Annotated in this window: 15 protein-coding genes; 6 read left to right on the top strand and 9 right to left on the bottom strand. The window is 63.8% G+C overall.

Features of this window, described 5'->3' with window-relative positions; all coding sequences use genetic code 11:
- Positions 1–20: 20 nt before the first annotated feature.
- Positions 21–437: a VOC family protein gene (locus GJB56_RS14585; RefSeq protein WP_019744746.1), complete on the bottom strand. Its 417-nt coding sequence runs from the start codon at positions 435–437 to the stop codon at positions 21–23.
- Between the two features lie 101 nt (positions 438–538).
- Between GJB56_RS14585 and GJB56_RS14590 the strand changes: the two genes are divergently transcribed.
- The 3 genes from GJB56_RS14590 to GJB56_RS14600 all read left to right on the top strand — a co-directional run bounded on the left by GJB56_RS14590 (position 539) and on the right by GJB56_RS14600 (position 2,780).
- The gene (locus GJB56_RS14590) at positions 539–1,111 is read left to right on the top strand and encodes a DUF4126 domain-containing protein (protein ID WP_046378988.1); all 573 of its coding nucleotides are present in this window, start codon (positions 539–541) and stop codon (positions 1,109–1,111) included.
- A 27-nt stretch (positions 1,112–1,138) separates the two neighbouring features.
- Entirely contained in the window at positions 1,139–2,107 is a 969-nt protein-coding gene (locus GJB56_RS14595; protein WP_113683227.1) for an alpha/beta hydrolase family protein, read from the top strand.
- A gap of 451 nt (positions 2,108–2,558) precedes the next feature.
- Positions 2,559–2,780, top strand: coding sequence for a hypothetical protein (locus GJB56_RS14600; RefSeq protein ID WP_003946391.1), 222 nt, complete (start codon positions 2,559–2,561; stop codon positions 2,778–2,780).
- 78 nt (positions 2,781–2,858) lie between these two features.
- On the opposite strand, the gene purH is transcribed toward GJB56_RS14600, so the two are convergent.
- The 4 genes from purH to GJB56_RS14620 all read right to left on the bottom strand — a co-directional run bounded on the left by purH (position 2,859) and on the right by GJB56_RS14620 (position 7,855).
- Complete coding sequence (gene purH, locus GJB56_RS14605) at positions 2,859–4,418, bottom strand: bifunctional phosphoribosylaminoimidazolecarboxamide formyltransferase/IMP cyclohydrolase (protein WP_003946407.1); 1,560 nt, start codon at positions 4,416–4,418, stop codon at positions 2,859–2,861.
- Positions 4,411–5,130 carry a phosphoribosylglycinamide formyltransferase gene (gene purN / locus GJB56_RS14610; RefSeq protein ID WP_019744749.1) on the bottom strand — a complete coding sequence of 240 codons (720 nt, stop codon included), beginning with the start codon at positions 5,128–5,130 and terminating at the stop codon, positions 4,411–4,413. The genes purH and purN overlap by 8 nt, the downstream gene beginning before the upstream one ends.
- 6 nt (positions 5,131–5,136) lie before the next feature.
- Positions 5,137–6,681: a cell division protein PerM gene (locus tag GJB56_RS14615; RefSeq protein WP_019744750.1), complete on the bottom strand. Its 1,545-nt coding sequence runs from the start codon at positions 6,679–6,681 to the stop codon at positions 5,137–5,139.
- Between the two features lie 121 nt (positions 6,682–6,802).
- Complete coding sequence (locus tag GJB56_RS14620) at positions 6,803–7,855, bottom strand: DUF5336 domain-containing protein (RefSeq protein ID WP_019744751.1); 1,053 nt, start codon at positions 7,853–7,855, stop codon at positions 6,803–6,805.
- An 86-nt stretch (positions 7,856–7,941) separates the two neighbouring features.
- Between GJB56_RS14620 and GJB56_RS14625 the strand changes: the two genes are divergently transcribed.
- Complete coding sequence (locus tag GJB56_RS14625) at positions 7,942–8,577, top strand: IMPACT family protein (RefSeq protein ID WP_019744752.1); 636 nt, start codon at positions 7,942–7,944, stop codon at positions 8,575–8,577.
- 41 nt (positions 8,578–8,618) lie between these two features.
- Here the strand turns inward: GJB56_RS14625 and sucD are convergent, their stop codons facing one another.
- The 3 genes from sucD to GJB56_RS14640 all read right to left on the bottom strand — a co-directional run bounded on the left by sucD (position 8,619) and on the right by GJB56_RS14640 (position 12,727).
- Positions 8,619–9,521 carry a succinate--CoA ligase subunit alpha gene (gene sucD, locus GJB56_RS14630; RefSeq protein WP_003946432.1) on the bottom strand — a complete coding sequence of 301 codons (903 nt, stop codon included), beginning with the start codon at positions 9,519–9,521 and terminating at the stop codon, positions 8,619–8,621.
- 15 nt (positions 9,522–9,536) lie between these two features.
- A complete protein-coding gene (gene sucC / locus GJB56_RS14635; protein ID WP_019744753.1) occupies positions 9,537–10,706 on the bottom strand; it encodes an ADP-forming succinate--CoA ligase subunit beta in 1,170 nt (389 codons plus the stop codon).
- A gap of 179 nt (positions 10,707–10,885) precedes the next feature.
- The gene (locus GJB56_RS14640; RefSeq protein WP_230090975.1) at positions 10,886–12,727 is read right to left on the bottom strand and encodes a hypothetical protein; all 1,842 of its coding nucleotides are present in this window, start codon (positions 12,725–12,727) and stop codon (positions 10,886–10,888) included.
- A gap of 232 nt (positions 12,728–12,959) precedes the next feature.
- Between GJB56_RS14640 and GJB56_RS14645 the strand changes: the two genes are divergently transcribed.
- Complete coding sequence (locus tag GJB56_RS14645) at positions 12,960–13,982, top strand: M23 family metallopeptidase (protein ID WP_020970357.1); 1,023 nt, start codon at positions 12,960–12,962, stop codon at positions 13,980–13,982.
- A 78-nt stretch (positions 13,983–14,060) separates the two neighbouring features.
- On the opposite strand, the gene pcrA is transcribed toward GJB56_RS14645, so the two are convergent.
- Entirely contained in the window at positions 14,061–16,553 is a 2,493-nt protein-coding gene (pcrA, locus tag GJB56_RS14650; protein ID WP_113683229.1) for a DNA helicase PcrA, read from the bottom strand.
- Positions 16,554–16,869: 316 nt separating this feature from the next.
- On the opposite strand from pcrA, the gene GJB56_RS14655 reads away from it, so the two are divergent.
- Complete coding sequence (locus GJB56_RS14655) at positions 16,870–17,196, top strand: chorismate mutase (protein ID WP_019744757.1); 327 nt, start codon at positions 16,870–16,872, stop codon at positions 17,194–17,196.
- Positions 17,197–17,219 lie beyond the last annotated feature (23 nt).

Consider the following 17,219-nt stretch of genomic DNA (forward strand, 5'->3'; position numbering starts at 1 on the left):
CGCCGAGGAAGTTCGGTCGCTCAGCCCTCGATGTTCTCGGGATTCATCCAGATGATTTCCCAGATGTGGCCGTCGGGATCCTGGAAGCTGCGGCTGTACATGAAGCCGTGATCCTGCGTCGCGTTTCCTTCGGAACCGCCGGTCGCGAGTGCCTTGTCGACGAGGGTGTCGACGGCCTCACGGGTCTCGGCCGAGAGACCGAGCAGCGCTTCCGTCGACGTCGAGGTGTCGGCGATGCCCTTGGTGGTGAAGGTCTTGAAGAAGGGCTCGGCCAACAGCATCACGACGATGGTGTCACTGATGACCATCGACGACGCATTCTCGTCGGAGAACTGCGTGTTCTTGGAGTATCCGAGGCCCTCGTAGAAGGTGGTGGCCTTGCCGAGGTCCTTGACGGGCAGGTTGAGGAAGAACATCGGCTGCGGGTTTGTCGCCATGAAAGGTCCTTTCCGAGACTTTGCTGTGCGCCTTTATTAACCGCCGGCGGTTAATACCGCCGGCGGTTAATAAAGGCGCACAGTAGACCTAAACTCCACCCATGGATACCTGGGTGTTGCCCGCCATGCTCGGTCTCGGACTCGCCGCAGCGTCCGGAATGCGAACCTTCCTGCCGCTGCTGATGCTCAGCGCTGCCGTCCACTTCGAACTGTTCGGGATCACCGTCGGCGAGTCGATGCGGTGGGTCGGATCCACCGGCGCGCTGGTGGCATTGGCAATAGCCGCGGTGGTCGAACTGGGTGCCGACCTCATTCCCTTCGTGGACAACGCACTCTCGGTGATCGGGAACGTCACCGGGCCCATCGCCGGAGTGATCGCGGCCTGGGCGGCCTTCAGCCATCTCGACCCTGCGATGGCCGCGTTGGCGGGCATCATCGTCGGAGCGCCGACGGCGCTGACATTCAGCGCCGCCCAGACCGGCACTCGCGCGGTCAGTACGGCCACTACCGGTGGACTGGCGAATCCCGTCGTCTCCGTCATCGAGGATGTGCTGACTTTCTTCACCTCCTTGATCGCGATGATCTTGCCGCTCCTGATCATTCCGCTGCTCGCCGCACTCTTGTGGTTCAGCTGGCGCGGATGGCGACGTGTCCGGAGTCTGCGCACCGCCTGAACCTGCGGACCTGGTAGACAAGTCGTCATGTCCGACACCGAGATCTCGTTCCAATCCGGCGACGTCACCCTGTACGGGAGTCTTCGCCTGGCAGCCTCACCCGACTCCCCGGCGCCGGCCGCGCTGATTCTGGCCGGCAGTGGCCCCACCGATCGCAACGGCGACAGCGCCCTCCTCGAAGGCGACATCGGAACTCTGCGGTTCATCGCGGATCTTCTTGAAAATCAAGGCATTTCAAGCCTGCGTTACGACAAGCTCGGCAGCGGCGAAACCGCCCTCGGCGACTACGAGATCGAGGACATCGCCGATCTCGGCTTCAACACATTCGTCGACGCCGCCTCCGACGGACTTGACTACCTCGCCGGACAACCCGGCGTCGATCCCGAGCGACTGTTCGTCGTCGGACACAGCGACGGCGCCGTCGTCGCGCTGGCACTTGCCACCGCGAAAGAGGGCACAAGAGTCAGCGCCCTCGCACTGCTCGAGCCACTGAGCGTCAGGCTTCTCGATCTACTCACGACGCAGATTCACCGCCAGCTCGACGCCGTCGTCGGCGCCGGACAGTTGCCGGTCGAACTGGCTGACGAACTGCGCGTCGCGCTCGCCGACGCCGTCGAGTCTCTTCGGACCGAGGGCACGGTTCCGGATGATCTACCCGAACCGCTGCAGAACGCGGGACTCGTTCACGCCAATGCCAAGGCACTCGCCGAGGAAGACGCACTGGACCCGGTTGCGCTCGTAGCGGCGCTGCCGGCAGGCATGCCCGTTCTCACCAGCTGCTCGGACAAGGACATCCAAGTAATTCCCTCCGACGTCGCGGCACTCGACGCCGCGCTCTCACATACCGCGCTGACTTCAGTGCGGATGCGCAACGCCAACTTCGTACTCAAGGACATCGGCAAAGAACAGTCCACCGGGGCCGACTACGTCGCGCCGCTTCCGTACTCGGCAGAGTTCGCGGAGCCCTTCACAGCGTGGGTCCGCTCGTTCTCCTGATCATGTACAGACCGAACGTCCTCTTTTTCGGGTAGAAAGTTCCCTCCGCGAACCATCGCGGAGGGACTTCTGCTTTCTACGCCTGACCTGCAACAAAGGCTCTCTCAATCCAGCGAACCCGGGGACAGAAGTCACCCGGAGTTTACGTTCGCGGCGCTTTTTATTGGTGCGAACCCTCGATCCGTGCTGTACGGTCATCCATTAACCAGCAACGCCACACAGAAAGGAACGGACGTCATGTCGCTACACCCGAACTTTGCATCCGTACCTTCGTGGCGCAGCTGCACCGCAGGCAAGCACATTTTTTCGGCCGCAATGTCGGCCAAGCACATGGGCAACAAGCGCGGTGTACCCCGAGAATGATCCCCAGTTTCACCGGATTCGTTCTCGGGCACCCAGGGCAAACACCTCGGGTGCCTTTTCTTTTACCTTTCACACGCAGGAGCACCATATGAAACTTCGAGTCAACCAACTGTCCATCGCGCCGCCGTATGTCGATCTGCCCGGTGACCTCACCGGATACGCCGTCACCCTGGATCTTTCGCACTCCGATGCTGCCCACGAAGCCACCCTCGGCGCACTGATCAGCGAGATCCGCAGTCGCGGAGCCTCACGCGTGGTCATCACCGGCTCACCCCGCGAACTCCAGGGCACCCACAGCAGCGCAGCCTGAAAGAACCGGGCCGGCCTGAATGCAGAACGGGCCCCGAACTCCCGTTGAGGAGTCGAGGCCCGCTACCGAGGCAGGGAATCAGTGCGCGAAGTGGCGCGCACCGGTCAGATAAAGAGTGACACCGGCTTCCTTGGCCGCGGCAATCACCTCGTTGTCGCGAACCGAACCACCCGGCTGCACAACAGCCTTGACGCCGGCGTTGAGAAGAACCTGCAGACCGTCGGGGAACGGGAAGAACGCGTCCGAGGCCGCAACCGACCCTACGACGCGGTCACCGGCTCGCTGAACAGCAAGATGCGCTGCATCGACGCGGTTGACCTGGCCCATACCAACGCCGACGGACGCGCCGCCGGAGGCCAGCAGGATCGCGTTTGACTTCACCGATCGGCTGGCACGCCAAGCAAATTCGAGGTCTGCGAGAGTCTCGGCATCGGCAGCCTCACCGTTGGCGAGAGTCCAGTTGGCCGGGTTGTCGCCGTCAGCGTCCAGAACGTCGCGCTGCTGGAGCAAGGTACCGCCAGAGATCGGACGCAGTTCGATTCCGGTAGCGGTCGGAGCGGCAGCCTTCAGAACACGAATGTTCTTCTTACGCTGCAGAACCTCGACAGCCCCGTCTTCGTACGAGGGCGCGATGACAACCTCGGTGAAGATATCGGCGATCTGCTCTGCCAGTTCGACGGTGACCTCACGGTTGGCTGCGATGACACCACCGAATGCACTGACCGGATCGCAAGCATGCGCCTTGCGGTGGGCGTCGGCAATGTCGGTCCCGATGGCGATGCCACACGGGTTGGCGTGCTTGATGATTGCGACGGCCGGATCAGTGAAGTCGTAAGCTGCACGCCACGCTGCGTCGGAGTCCGTGTAGTTGTTGTACGACATCTCCTTGCCGTGCAACTGCTCCGCCTGAGCCAAACCTGCAGGCGCAGCCGGGTTTTCGTACAGCGCGGCGTCCTGGTGCGGGTTCTCGCCGTAGCGAAGGACAGCGCTGCGGTTCCAGGTAGCACCGACCCAGGCGGGGAACAGCGAACCGTCCTCGTCAGCTGCGATCGTGCTCGTCATCCAGCTTGCAACAGCGACGTCGTACGACGCAGTGTGCTGGAACGCCTGCGCCGCAAGCACAGTGCGCTCACGCAAGGTGAATCCGCCACCGGCAACGGCAGTCAGGACATCGGCGTAACGAGCCGGATCGACCACGACGGCAACCGACGGATGGTTCTTGGCTGCAGCACGCACCATCGACGGGCCACCGATGTCGATCTGCTCGACGCACTCGTCCGGGCTAGCGCCCGAGGCAACCGTCTCGGTGAAGGGGTACAGGTTCACGACGACCAATTCGAAGGTCGCGATGCCGAGTTCCTCGAGCTGAGCGAGGTGATCCGGCTTGCGGGTATCGGCGAGAACGCCGGCATGGACGCGCGGATGCAGCGTCTTCACGCGGCCTTCGAGGCATTCCGGGAATCCGGTCAGAGCCTCGACCGGCGTCACGGGGATTCCGGCGTCGGCAATCTTCGACGCGGTCGAACCGGTCGAGACCAACTCGACACCGGCCTCGTGCAGGCCCGTGGCCAGCTCGATCAGACCACTCTTGTCGTAGACGCTGACAAGTGCACGGCGCACAGCCTTGCGTTCACTCACTGGGGATCACGGCCTTTCGTCCATCGGAAACCACTCCGCGCGTAGCAACAGCGGCGATGACGTCCGCCAACAACCGTCGCTCCACAATTTTGATGCGTTCATGCAACGAAGACTCGGTGTCGTCGTCATGCACCGGCACAGCTTCCTGCGCCAAGATCGGCCCGGTATCAACTCCGCCGTCGACGAGATGCACCGTGGAACCGGTGACCTTCACGCCGTACGCCAGAGCGTCGGGAACCGCGTGCGCGCCGGGAAAGGCAGGCAGCAACGCGGGATGAGTGTTGATGATTCGGCCGCCGAAACGCGCGAGAAAGCTGGGGCCGAGGATTTTCATGAAGCCTGCACTGACCACGAGATCGGGTTCGTGCTCGGCCACCGCTGCTGTCAGCGCCTCGTCCCAGGCGGCACGATTTTCATAAGTCTTGATCGAGACCTTGAAGGACGGGATCTTCGAATCCGCAGCGTGCTCGGCGGCGAGGCAGTCACGATCTACCCCGACGGCAACGATCTCGGCCGGGTATCCCTCGGCGTGCGAAGCCTCGATCAGCGAAGTCAACAGGGTTCCCGCGCCGGAAGCGAGTACGACTACCCGCGCGATCGAGTCGCGAAATTGGACCCCGTCGGGCATTGTCGGCTGCGGATTGTCGGCCGAGGCAGTCAGCGCACTACTCCTGAGAACTGGAAGATGATGCGGCCGGAGTATCGGCCGCATGACAGCCTAGTCGCTGGACTTCTGCGGCTTCGAGGGCAGGTCGGTCTCCGGCTCGGCCCCGGCTGCGGAGTCGGCTGTGGGGTCCGCCTCGGGTGCCGCGACAACCTCGGCGTCGACTACTTCGATCTCGACGGTTTCCTCTGTCACTACCTGCACGGGTTCGCCTGATTCCTCGACGATTTCCGCTTCGACGACCTTGGTGACAACGACCGCAGATTCCTGGGCCAGCACTTCGCCCGTGTTCTCGTCGTCCTCGTCTTCCGGTGTGGCCGCAGCCGTGATCGCAAGTTCGGGCTCGACTGTTCGAGCCGGTTCAGCCGTCGGGGGCGCAACCTCGTCCTTCATGTGTCCGCGGTGTGAGAACCACATCGCGAACAGCGCCGAGACCGTTCCGAACAATCCCAGCCACGCAAAAGTCAGAAGACCGAAGCCCCACCACAGGACCTCCACGGTGCCGAACTGCCCGAGGTCTCCCCCGGCAGCAAGAGCGAGCAGCGCCATGACGACGCCGGCACCGGCAGCTGCCGTCAGCACTGCGAGCACGCTGTCCTGCCCGGCGATGCGTCGAGCGCAATCACGGCCGAGCATCATGCCCACCGCTGCCGGAACGATCAACAACACGGGCCAGATTCCACCGGCGACGCCTTCCGGAATCGCTCCGAGAAGGGGCAAGGGTGGCAGGTCACCGCCGATGTTGCCGAACACGCTGATGGAGACATTGCCGAAATCGGCCGTCGATCCCGTCATCACCGCGGCTGCGCCGACCACGAGGTTCGGCAGGTAGAGCAGCGACAACACCGTTAATCCCAGTACGCCGACAAACCCGTTGCCGCGCGCGAGTAGGTCACCGACCGTCGACCACGACACGAGTAGTGACACCACGACGGCCACGGCGCCCGCAGCCAACAGCGCTGCCGACGCAGCCGTTGCCGGTCGAAGAGCGGCAGATGCCCACGGCGGAATCTCGGCGACGACGCGATCCCAGTGCGCAGCAGCAACACCGACGGACGCGGCGATCAGGTGAATCCCGGCGACCCAGCCGAAAGCGGCCAACGTGTTGGGGCTAGACAGCGGAATGGCTGCGGAGGCGTCGGCGACCACGGCGAGAGCGATTGCCGTGATAGTCAACGGTCCGGCCACCGCGGCCCCCACCAGGCGGAGGGTGTCGTCACGGGAGTCGGTGTGCACCGCAGTCGACGCGCATCGGCGTGCAACCACCCACATCATGACGGCCGTCGGAAGCAATGGCAGTACACCGAGTTGGACGCCGCTGATAGTCGCCGGCACCTGGTGGATGACCAACCATGTGGTGGCAATGGCGCCGAAGGTTCCGGTCAGGTCGCTGCTCGCCGATACCAAGGTGACCACAACGACAGCCGCGATCAGCAGCATCGTCAGACCCGACGGCCGGAAGGCGACCGTCAGCAGCTTGCGCGCCAGGTCCGGGTTCGGTGCCGGGCGACCGCCGCCGACGCGGCCGCCGCCAGTACGACCACGTCCGGGTCGTGAGGACGCGGGACGGGACCGGGTGCCATCAATCAAAGAACTCATCCCCTCGAGGGTTTCACTCGATAGTGCGCCGCGCACTCAGGCGCGCCGTCGGGCTCACGGAATGTGGCCTCCACCCGCAGCGGGTCGGAGGCCACATTCATGTTCGTGAAACGAAGTAGTACTACTGCTGACGCTCGTCGGGGTTCTGCGACCCGAAGACCTTGGTCTCGGCCGCGGAATCGCTGCTGCCCTGGTCAGGCTCAGCAGACGGCGTCGGCGCTTCGAAAGTGGGCGGCTCGAAGCCCGTCGGCTGCTCGGTCGAGCCAGTCTGCTGCTGGTTGTACGGCTGGCCGTAACCGCGCGGGGCGGTGAACTGATCCGACGAGTAACTCGGGTTCGGCTGACTCGCGGGCTGCGAGGTCAGCGGATAGTAAGACGACGTCGTCGCGGCCGAGTCGGTCTGTGCGGGATTCTGCACCGGGTTCTGACCGTAGGGAGACGCAGTCTGGCCGTAAGGCTGCTGCGAAGCAGTCGGGTCGGCGGGGGCGGCGTGCGCTCCCCCGTATCCCTGCTGCTGCGCCTGCCCGTACTGCGGATTCTGCTGGTACTGGCCCGGCTGCTGAGCCTGCTGCGGCTGGCCGTACTGAGCCTGTCCGTATCCCTGTGGCTGACCTGGCGCCTGCCCCGGCGCCTGGCCCTGGGGCTGGCCATAGCCCTGCGGCTGACCGTACTGCTGAGCTACCGGACGCGGCGCGGGAGCCTTCAGGATTCCGATCTCGAACAACAACGCGGCGACTGCGACGACCGTCTGCACGAACGAGAGGATCAGCACGATGATCAGACCCCAACCGAGGCTGATGTCGACGTAGTCGCTGGTACCTACGGAGAACGCGGCGAACACCAAAGCGAAGAAACCCGTGAGGGTGAGCGCTGCGGCAATACCTGCATACGACTGCTTCGGGAGGAGCGATACGCCTGCGACCACACCGCCGGCGAAAACGAATCCGAGGCCGTAGATGCTCGACTCGAAGAAGCTCGAACTGGTGTCCAGACCGCTACCGATGCCGCTGCTGCTTCCACTGATCGACGTGAAAGGCGCAAAACCGAGTAGGAAATTGATCAGGCCGAGTGCCGCGACGGCGATGAGCAGGATGAATCCGAGATTCTTGGTTCCACCGCCCGCTGCCGGCTGATTCGGTGGCCCGAAGCTGGGCCCTTGCGGCGTGAACGTCATGACTTCTCCTCGTAGACGGTCTTCGATGGTTACCAGCGTATGTGTCTCGACTTCGCACGCTAACACCGACAGGAGACAATGGGCAGATGCCCTTCACCCTCGCGCCCGGCGCCGACCATGTCGTCGAAACCGAGGTGAAGCACTCACGATTCATCGCCGCGCTTCGCCGGATCGACGACGCCGAAGCCGCCACGGAGTTCGTCGCGGAGCAGAAGTCGCTGTATCCCGATGCGCGCCATCATTGTTCGGCTTTCGTGATCGGATACGAAGCGAACTCACGCGTCGAGCGTGCACACGACGACGGCGAACCAGGCGGGACTGCCGGGGTGCCGATGCTTCAGGTTCTCAAGTCTCGAGATCTGGTCGATGTGATTGTTGTCGTCACGCGCTACTTCGGCGGAATCAAGCTCGGCGCCGGTGGATTGGTCCGCGCGTATTCGGGAGCCGTCTCGGTTGCTCTCGATTCGGCCGAGCTTGTGGCCAGGGAGAGGAAGATCCTGCGCACTTTGGCGATCCGGCACTCAGAGGCCGGTCGGGTGGAAGCGGAGCTGAGAGCGCGGGGCGTCTCGGTGCTCGGAACTGCGTATGGATCGAAGGCGGTGATGACGCTCGCCGCCGGTGACGCCGACGATCTCGACTCGATCGTCGCATCCATCACATCCGGTGCCGGGCAGTTGGAACCTGCCGGGTCGATGTGGGTCGATACCACTGTGCGTGGTTAAGGAGTCCGGAGACTCCCTAACCACGCACGGGGCGAAGCCCCTTACAGGGACTGAAGAATCTCGCGAGCGAGAGCAGCAGTGGCGGACGGCGTCTTGCCGACCTTCACGCCTGCAGCTTCGAGAGCTTCCTGCTTTGCCTGAGCCGTTCCCGAGGATCCGGAGACGATGGCGCCTGCGTGGCCCATGGTCTTGCCTTCGGGAGCGGTGAAGCCAGCCACGTAGCCGACGACCGGCTTGGTGACGTTGGCCTTGATGTAATCGGCTGCACGCTCTTCCGCGTCGCCACCGATTTCACCGATCATCACGATGACCTTGGTCTCGGGATCCTTCTCGAACGCCTCGATGGCGTCGATGTGGGTGGTTCCGATGACCGGGTCGCCGCCGATGCCGATGGCGGTGGAGAAGCCGAAGTCACGGAGTTCGTACATCATCTGGTAGGTCAGGGTGCCCGACTTGGAGACCAGGCCGATGGGGCCGGTGCCTGCAATGTTGGCGGGCGTGATGCCGACGAGGGCCTCACCCGGGGTGATGATGCCGGGGCAGTTCGGTCCGATGATGCGCGTCTTCTTGCCCTTGGACTCGTTGTACGCCCAAGCGTAAGCGGAGTCCTGAACCGGGATGCCCTCGGTGATGACCACGAGGAGCGGGATCTCCGCGTCGATGGCCTCGACGATGGCGTCCTTCGAGAAGGCCGGGGGAACGAATGCGATGGAGACGTCTGCGCCGGTCTCCTTGATTGCCTCTTCGACCGTCGCGAAGACGGGGAGCTCGACAGGGGAACCGTCAGCAGCAACGTGCGAGACCGTGGTGCCGGCCTTGCGAGCGTTGACGCCGCCGACGACCTGGGTGCCGGCCTTGAGCATCAGAGCGGTGTGCTTGGTGCCCTCGCCGCCGGTGATGCCCTGGACGATGACCTTTGAATCCTTGGTGAGGAAGATTGCCATTGTTCTGTGAGTCCCTTACTTCGCTGCGTGAGCGAGTTCGGCGGCCTTGTCGGCGGCCTCGTCCATGGTTGCGACGACCGTGACCAGCGGGTGGTTGGCCTCGGCGAGGATGCGACGACCCTCTTCGACGTTGTTTCCGTCCAGGCGAACGACGAGCGGCTTGTTGGCCTCGTCGCCCAGGGTCTTCAGTGCGCCGACGATGCCGTTGGCAACTGCGTCACACGCGGTGATGCCGCCGAAGACGTTGACGAACACGCTCTTGACCTGTGCGTCGTTCAGGATGACGTCGAGGCCGGCAGCCATGACTGCAGCGGAAGCTCCGCCGCCGATGTCGAGGAAGTTGGCGGGCTTGACGCCACCGTGGTTCTCGCCGGCGTATGCGACGACGTCCAGGGTGGACATGACCAGGCCTGCGCCGTTGCCGATGATTCCGACCTCACCGTCGAGCTTGACGTAGTTGAGGTCGTTTTCCTTGGCCTTGAGCTCGAGGGGATCGGTAGCGTCGCGATCCTCGAATGCCTCGTGGCCGGGCTGACGGAACGCTGCGTTCTCATCGAGGGTGACCTTGCCGTCGAGGGCGAGGATCTGATCGTCAGGCGTGCGAACGAGGGGGTTGACCTCGACGAGGAGTGCGTCCTCGTTGATGAAGACCTCCCACAGCTTCTGGATCGTGACGGCCGCTGCGTCGAGCACCTCTGCGGGCAGCTTTCCTGCCTCGGCGATGCTGCGCGCGAACGCGAGGTCGACGCCCTTGACTGCGTCGACGGGGATCTTGGCGAGAGCGTCGGGGTTCTCCTCGGCGGTGACCTCGATCTCGACGCCACCCTCTACCGAGCACATGGCCAGGTAGGTGCGGTTGGTGCGGTCGAGCAGGAAGGAGATGTAGTACTCCTCGGCAATGTCACTTGCCTCTGCGACCAGCAGCTTCTTGACGACATGGCCCTTGATGTCCAGGCCCAGGATTGCCTCGGCGTTTGCCACTGCGGCATCCACGTCGGGCGAGTACTTGACGCCACCGGCCTTGCCGCGGCCGCCTACCTTGACCTGTGCCTTCACCATCACGGGCTTACCGATTTCTTCGGCAATCTCGCGTGCGCCGGCGACTGTGTCTGTAACACGTCCAGCCGAAGTCGGCACTCCGTGCTTGGCGAAGAGTTCCTTCGCCTGGTATTCGAAGAGATCCATCTGCTCACCGTCTCGTCTGCGTTGTCACCCGCTCGAGGGGTAGGAGCGGGTCTGTTCTGGACTTTAACCAGTTGCCGCGTTCGGTTTGCGCCCGCACTGATGCTATGTGGCCCAAGTCACGCGCAAATGCGCAATGAGGCACGCCTCACCGATCGAGCAAGGTGGCCACACCGAATTTGTCAAGCATCAGTCTCACTGATTCTTGCGCTCGAGAACGCTGCAACGAGAAGCAACACTATGCCCGTGGCCGCTGTGATCGCACCCACCCCCACGGTTGCGTCCGATATGCGCGATGACGTGAGCGGCCACTCACTGACGTACACCAGAGCTGCCACGGCAGATCCGATCAGCAATGCCGCGCCTCGAGCCGGCCGCGCAGACGCTGCGATCGCAGCGGCGATCACGACGGTGACGCCGACGAGCAGTTGCCCCCAGACGTCAATTCCCCACGGCCACTCCAGAACTGACGCCGCTGTGTAGGCGTCACCCCGATAGAGGGGAAGCGCGGTCCCGATCAGGACTGCGACTGCGCCGATCCCACCGACGAGAAGCACCAGCCCTCTCGAACCTCCGTCTACCGACGTGTCGACGTCTTCACGTTCTGCGCTTCCCGCCAGCCAGACGAGCAGTCCCGTCGCCGCAGCGAGGAGAGCCGCGCCACAAAGCACGAAGGCGCCGGCACCTAACCCGACGCCTGGTACGTCCGTCGCGATGACCGCCGACTGCATGACAGCCGCGACGCCCATCACGACGGTGGTCCACAGCACTCCGACGGCCGGACGCACCACGGCGGCGCGGCCCGGGGCAAACAGGCCCAGCGCGGCGAGGAGCAATACGGCAGCCGCGAGCAGGACAACTCGAGACGACAGCATCGACGGCTCCGGGATTCCATCCGGCAACGACAGGACAGGCAAAGCCGAGCCGACGCCCGCAACAGCCGCAGTGACGATTGCGGCGGTACCGGCAACGCGGTGAAGTCTGTTCACCCGCGCTTGCGCCGCCCGGGACTGAGCCACCATCGCTGCCTTGAGCGCACCCTTTGTTGTCTTCGCAGGCGCGCGGACCACACTTTCAGCGGGAATCGCATCCGTTTCACGCCTGGATGCGAGGTAAGGCGCTGAAACTCCGATCACGACGATGACCACGGCGGCCAGTGCCCCGACCACGGATCCCGAACCGACGCCGATCCGATCGCCGGCCGCGAACCCAGCCACCACCCTGGTTCCACTGACTGCGAGTGCGCCGAGACCAACACCGATCAGGGCGCCGCAGCCCACCGGCAGCGAGATGGACGTCAACGCCGCCGCGACCGCAACGAGCACCGCGACGCCCACCAATCCTGTACCGACGGCGGTGGCCGACACCGAGTCGACGAGCGGTTTGACCAGAAAGATCGGATCCTGCGAACTGAAGGAAGGACCGAACAGGGAGAGCACGAACACCACTGCGGCCAGAATCAGCAGCGCTGTCGGCCACGCGCCGATCCGTCCGCCAACCGATCGCCCGTCGAATTCCGCGGCGCGAGCGCTGCCGTATCCGTCCCGTTCCGATTCACGATGGACAGCGACAAGTCCGAGCACCCCGGACAGGACAAGAAGGCAGTGTCCCGCGAGCGCGAGATAAGCGCCCGGACCCGCATCGATCGAACCCGCCGAAATCGGACGGAAAAGGTCCAAGCGGTTTGCATCGATTGCGTCGACGAACAACTGGACGTCGAGAATTGCCGCTCCGAGCGACACCGCTCCGATACCGGCCAGGAGTCCACCGGCCAAGGCGGGCCTGCGGCCCGAGGTGAGCACTGCAACCAACGGCACGATGATCGTGCAGACGGCCGCGAAGAGAGCGGCAGAAGCAAGAGCCCCCGTCGTGTCGACCCCGCGGCCACTCCCGACTCCGACGACGGGGCTGGCCGCCACTCCGACGGCACCGAGCAGTCCGATTACCGCCGCGAGTGGCGCCCCGGACTTCACTCCGGGGTCGTCGAAACGCGCCTGCGACGTAGTTCCAGGTGTTGTGGACACTCGATCGACGGTAGTGCCTGAATGGACCGGTGATCCGGTTGTGACACGCGTGATCACGAAACGAGATGATTCGTCCGTTTTGCCCGTATCGACATATTCCCAGGTCAAGCTGTGAGGCACGTCACATAATCGGACAGGTTTCCGCTACGGCTTGCGCCCATCGCAATCATTTCGTTACCGTCAGTCGGTCTAAGTCACGGGCTGATCACGAACTCGAGGAGAGAACCGGCATATGCATCACCGCAGCCAGTTCACCGCTAGTAGGTTCTCGAACTCAGCTCCAGACGAGGTCACGACCACTTATCCAACGCACTCGGCCAGGCGTTACACCGAGACCAAAAGTTCTGAGATCTCTACCGATATGTTCACTCGAAATTCATCCTCCACGTCGTCAGATTCCGACTCTCACGAGTTCGTCGAGTCCGACGTGATCAGCACCCCCACTTACGCCTCTTCCGCACCGACAGTCGATGTCGAATCTCCGGTTCGCCGCAGCGGTGCTCACCGACTCCCCACCCCTCCCTCTGCTCTCAAGGGCCGCGCCGCCGTTCTGGCAGTTGCAGCCGGCGCAGTTGTCGCCGCGGGCCAGGCAGTTGTCAACGACGGTTCCTCTTCCGCCGCCGACCACTCGGAAGTTGCACTCGCCAACGAGTCCTCCGCGATCGGCACCACCGCAGAACCGCAGGCCGCTCAGTTCGCTCCGGCCACCTCCACGGCAGCCACCACCGAGGCCGACGCTCCCCAGGTCCTCAACGTCGCAGCACCGACCGACCTCTCCCAGTTCAGCAACCTGCTTGCCAAGGGCCAGCGTTTCAGTGACGAGCGCGCAGCACGCGAAGCAGCTGCCCGTCGCCCGCTGTTCGTCCTGCCGGCAGTCGGCACGTTCACGTCCAACTTCGGCACCCGCTGGGGCACCCTGCACGCCGGCGTCGACATCGCCGCCCCGATCGGGACGCCCATCGTCGCAGTCGCCGACGGCAAGGTCATCGATTCAGGTCCGGCTTCCGGATTCGGCATGTGGGTACGCCTACAGCACGCAGACGGAACGATCACCGTCTACGGCCACATCGACACGTCCACCGTCACCGTCGGTCAGCAGGTCATGGCCGGCGACCAGATCGCCACTGTCGGCAACCGCGGCTTCTCCACCGGCCCGCACCTTCACTTCGAGGTTCACCTCGCCGGCGAGAACAAGATCGACCCCCTCCCTTGGCTCGCATCACGCGGCATCAGCCTCGGTATCGAGCAGGACTGACCGCAAGCCCAACGCTTCTGACAAAAACTTCCGGCCCGCACCTTTCCAGGTACGGGCCGGAAGTTTTTTGTCTGTCTTCTACAGCTTGACCATCGGCACACCGCCGATGAGCATCAACCGCACCTTGCCCGCGCTACCGAAGTCGATGGTGACCGTCGCGGTGGGTCCGGTGCCCTTGGTTTCCAACACGGTGCCCAGACCGTACTTGTCGTGACTGACGCGGTCACCCGTGGCAAGGACCAGAACGTTGTTGCGGCCACGCGCGGCACCGAAACTGGGAGTCGACGCGGCCTTGCCGGCCCCTCCCCCGTAGTTCTGCCCGCCACCGTATCCCTGGCCGCCCTGGCTGCCGTAACGACTTCCGCTGCCGTAACCCGGCCTGCCGCTTCCGAATCCACCACCGGTGCCCGGATCCTCACGGCGCCAGTTGATCAGGTCCTCCGGGATCTCCTGGATGAACCGCGACGCCGGGTTCTGGATCGGTTGTCCCCAAGCCGAACGCATGATCGCGCGCGTCAGGTACAGGCGCTGCCTGGCACGGGTGATGCCGACGTAAGCGAGTCGACGCTCTTCGGACAGCTCTGCCGGATCACCGAGGGCGCGCATGTGCGGGAACTGCCCGTCCTCCCAACCGGTGACGAAGACGACCGGGAACTCGAGGCCCTTGGCGGTGTGAAGCGTCATCATCGTGACGACGCCGTCGTCGGAGTCCGGCAGTTGATCGGCGTCGGCGACAAGTGATACCCGTTCGAGGAAGGCGGCGAGCGAACCCGGATCGGGTTCGCCTTCACGCATTGCTGCGGTTTCCTCGTCGTCCGGATCGATCAGTCCGGCCGCGTTTCGTGCGTCGGAGCTGAATTCTCTTGCCACGCTGACGAGTTCGTTCAAGTTGTCGAGTCGCGCGCCGTCCTGTGGATCGCTGCTGGCCGCAAGCTCGGCGCGGTAGCCGGTTCGCTCGAGCACTGCCTCGGCGACCTCACCGATGTCACCGAGTTCGAAGGGTTCGTCCTCGTCGGCGGCCGGTGTCGGCAGCAGGGCCCGCAGCCCGTCCATCATCTCGAGGAACGACGCGATGGCCTTCTGTGACCGCGTATTGAGCAGCGCCACTTTGCCTTCCGCGCCGTCGCGCAGTGCGGCGGCGAAGCTGATGTTGCGATGCTCGGAGTGCACGGCGACGCAGGCTTCGGCTCGATCACCGATACCGCGTCGTGGCGTGTTGAGAATGCGTCGCAGGCTCACGGTGTCGTCTTCGTTGGCGAGGACGCGCAGATACGCGACGATGTCCCGAACTTCCTTGCGCTCGTAGAAGCGAACGCCGCCGACCACCTTGTACGGCACTCCGAGTCGAATGAAGATCTCCTCGAGCGCGCGTGAGGAGTTGTTGGTCCGGTAGAACACCGCGATGTCGGCGAACTTGGTCTCGCCCTGGTCCACCAGCCGATCGATCTCCGAGGCGACAAAAGATGCTTCGTCGTGCTCGTTGTCTGCAACGTAGCCGACGATCAGTTCACCTTCACCCGAATCGGTCCACAGACGCTTTTCACGTCGGCCGGTGTTCTTGGAAATCACGGAGTTGGCCGCAGACAGAATGTTCTGCGTCGAACGGTAGTTCTGTTCGAGAAGGATGGTCCGAGCGTCCGGGTAGTCGCGTTCGAACTCTTCGATGTTGCGGATAGTGGCTCCGCGGAATGCGTAGATCGACTGATCGGCGTCACCGACGACGCACAATTCGGCCGGGGCAACGGCATGGTCGGACTCTCCGGCACCGCCGACCAGTTCACGCACCAGCATGTACTGCGCGTGGTTGGTGTCCTGGTACTCGTCGACGAGCACGTGACGGAAGCGGCGGCGGTAGTACTCGGCAATCTGGGGAAACGCCTGGAGAAGCGCAACGGTCTCACCGATGAGATCGTCGAAGTCGAGTGCGTTCGCCGCACGCAACCGCTGTTGATAGTGGCCGTAGACCTTGGCGATCAGTCGCGGCAGCTCGGCCGGATCCTGATCGGCTGCGACAACCGCCTCTTCCGGTCCGACGAGTTCGTTCTTCAGGTTGGAGATGTGAGTGGCGAGAAGCCGCGCGGAGAATCGTTTGGTGTCGAGCTCGAGGTCCTTCGAGATCATCGTCAGCAGTCGACGCGAATCGTCGGAATCGTAGATCGAGAAATTCGAGTTCAAACCGGGCAGGAGCGCCGCCTGTGCTCGCAGGATGCGCACGCAACTGGAGTGGAACGTCGATACCCACATGGCGTTGGCACGCGGTCCGACAAGAGCTGCCACACGCTCGCGCATCTCGGCCGCAGCCTTGTTGGTGAACGTGATGGCCAGGATCTGACCGGGGGTGACACCCCGTTCGGCCAGCAGATAGGCGATGCGACGCGTCAGCACTGCCGTCTTGCCCGAGCCGGCGCCCGCGACGATCAGCAACGGCGAACCGGCATGGACCACGGCCTCGCGCTGTTGCGGGTTGAGACCCTCGAGGAGGGCGTCCGAACCCGCGCCATGTCCCCGCGCGCCGCCCCCGTCGTGCTGGGAATGTCCGTCGTGCTCACCGAGTGCTGGGTACGTGTTCATCGCCTGTCCACGCTACCGGCGTCCACCGACACGGTCGTCAGTGCGTCCACCTGCTGGTAGAGGCACTTGGATTACCTGTGTCGAGCATGGCAAACTGGACGCTATGTTCAGCATTTCCGTTCGCGACAACACGGCCGACCCCGTCGGCCCGCTGTGGCGTTACTTTACGTGCCCCGGACCTCGGTGCACGTGATCTGAACAGCTCACCCGCCCCTGGTCCGAATCGGATCCGGGGCATTTTCGTCAGTGTGCCTGGATCGGTAACGACCCGAGCCGAGACCACGATCCACGCAGTAGGAAGAGGAGACGAATAGCAATGAGCACCCAGGCTGCAGCCCCCAATGGAAATACTGTAAATACTGTAAACACTGCTCCGACAGACGTCGAGATCCCCCAGAGTGAGGCGGAGATCGACGAACTACGGAAAGAAATCGACCGTCTCGACGCCGAGATCCTCGCGGCCATCAAACGCCGCTCCGAGGTCTCCCAAATCATCGGCCGTACCCGGATGGCATCGGGTGGTCCGCGTCTGGTGCACAGCCGAGAGATGAAGGTCCTCGAACGGTTCAACGAGCTGGGCCAGGAAGGCCACACCCTCGCGATGCTGCTCCTGCGCCTGGGCCGCGGACGCCTGGGCCACTAGCGCACACCCAGATCACTTGCGAA

Source organism: Rhodococcus sp. AQ5-07 (assembly GCF_009707305.1).
Lineage (GTDB): Bacteria > Actinomycetota > Actinomycetes > Mycobacteriales > Mycobacteriaceae > Rhodococcus_F > Rhodococcus_F erythropolis.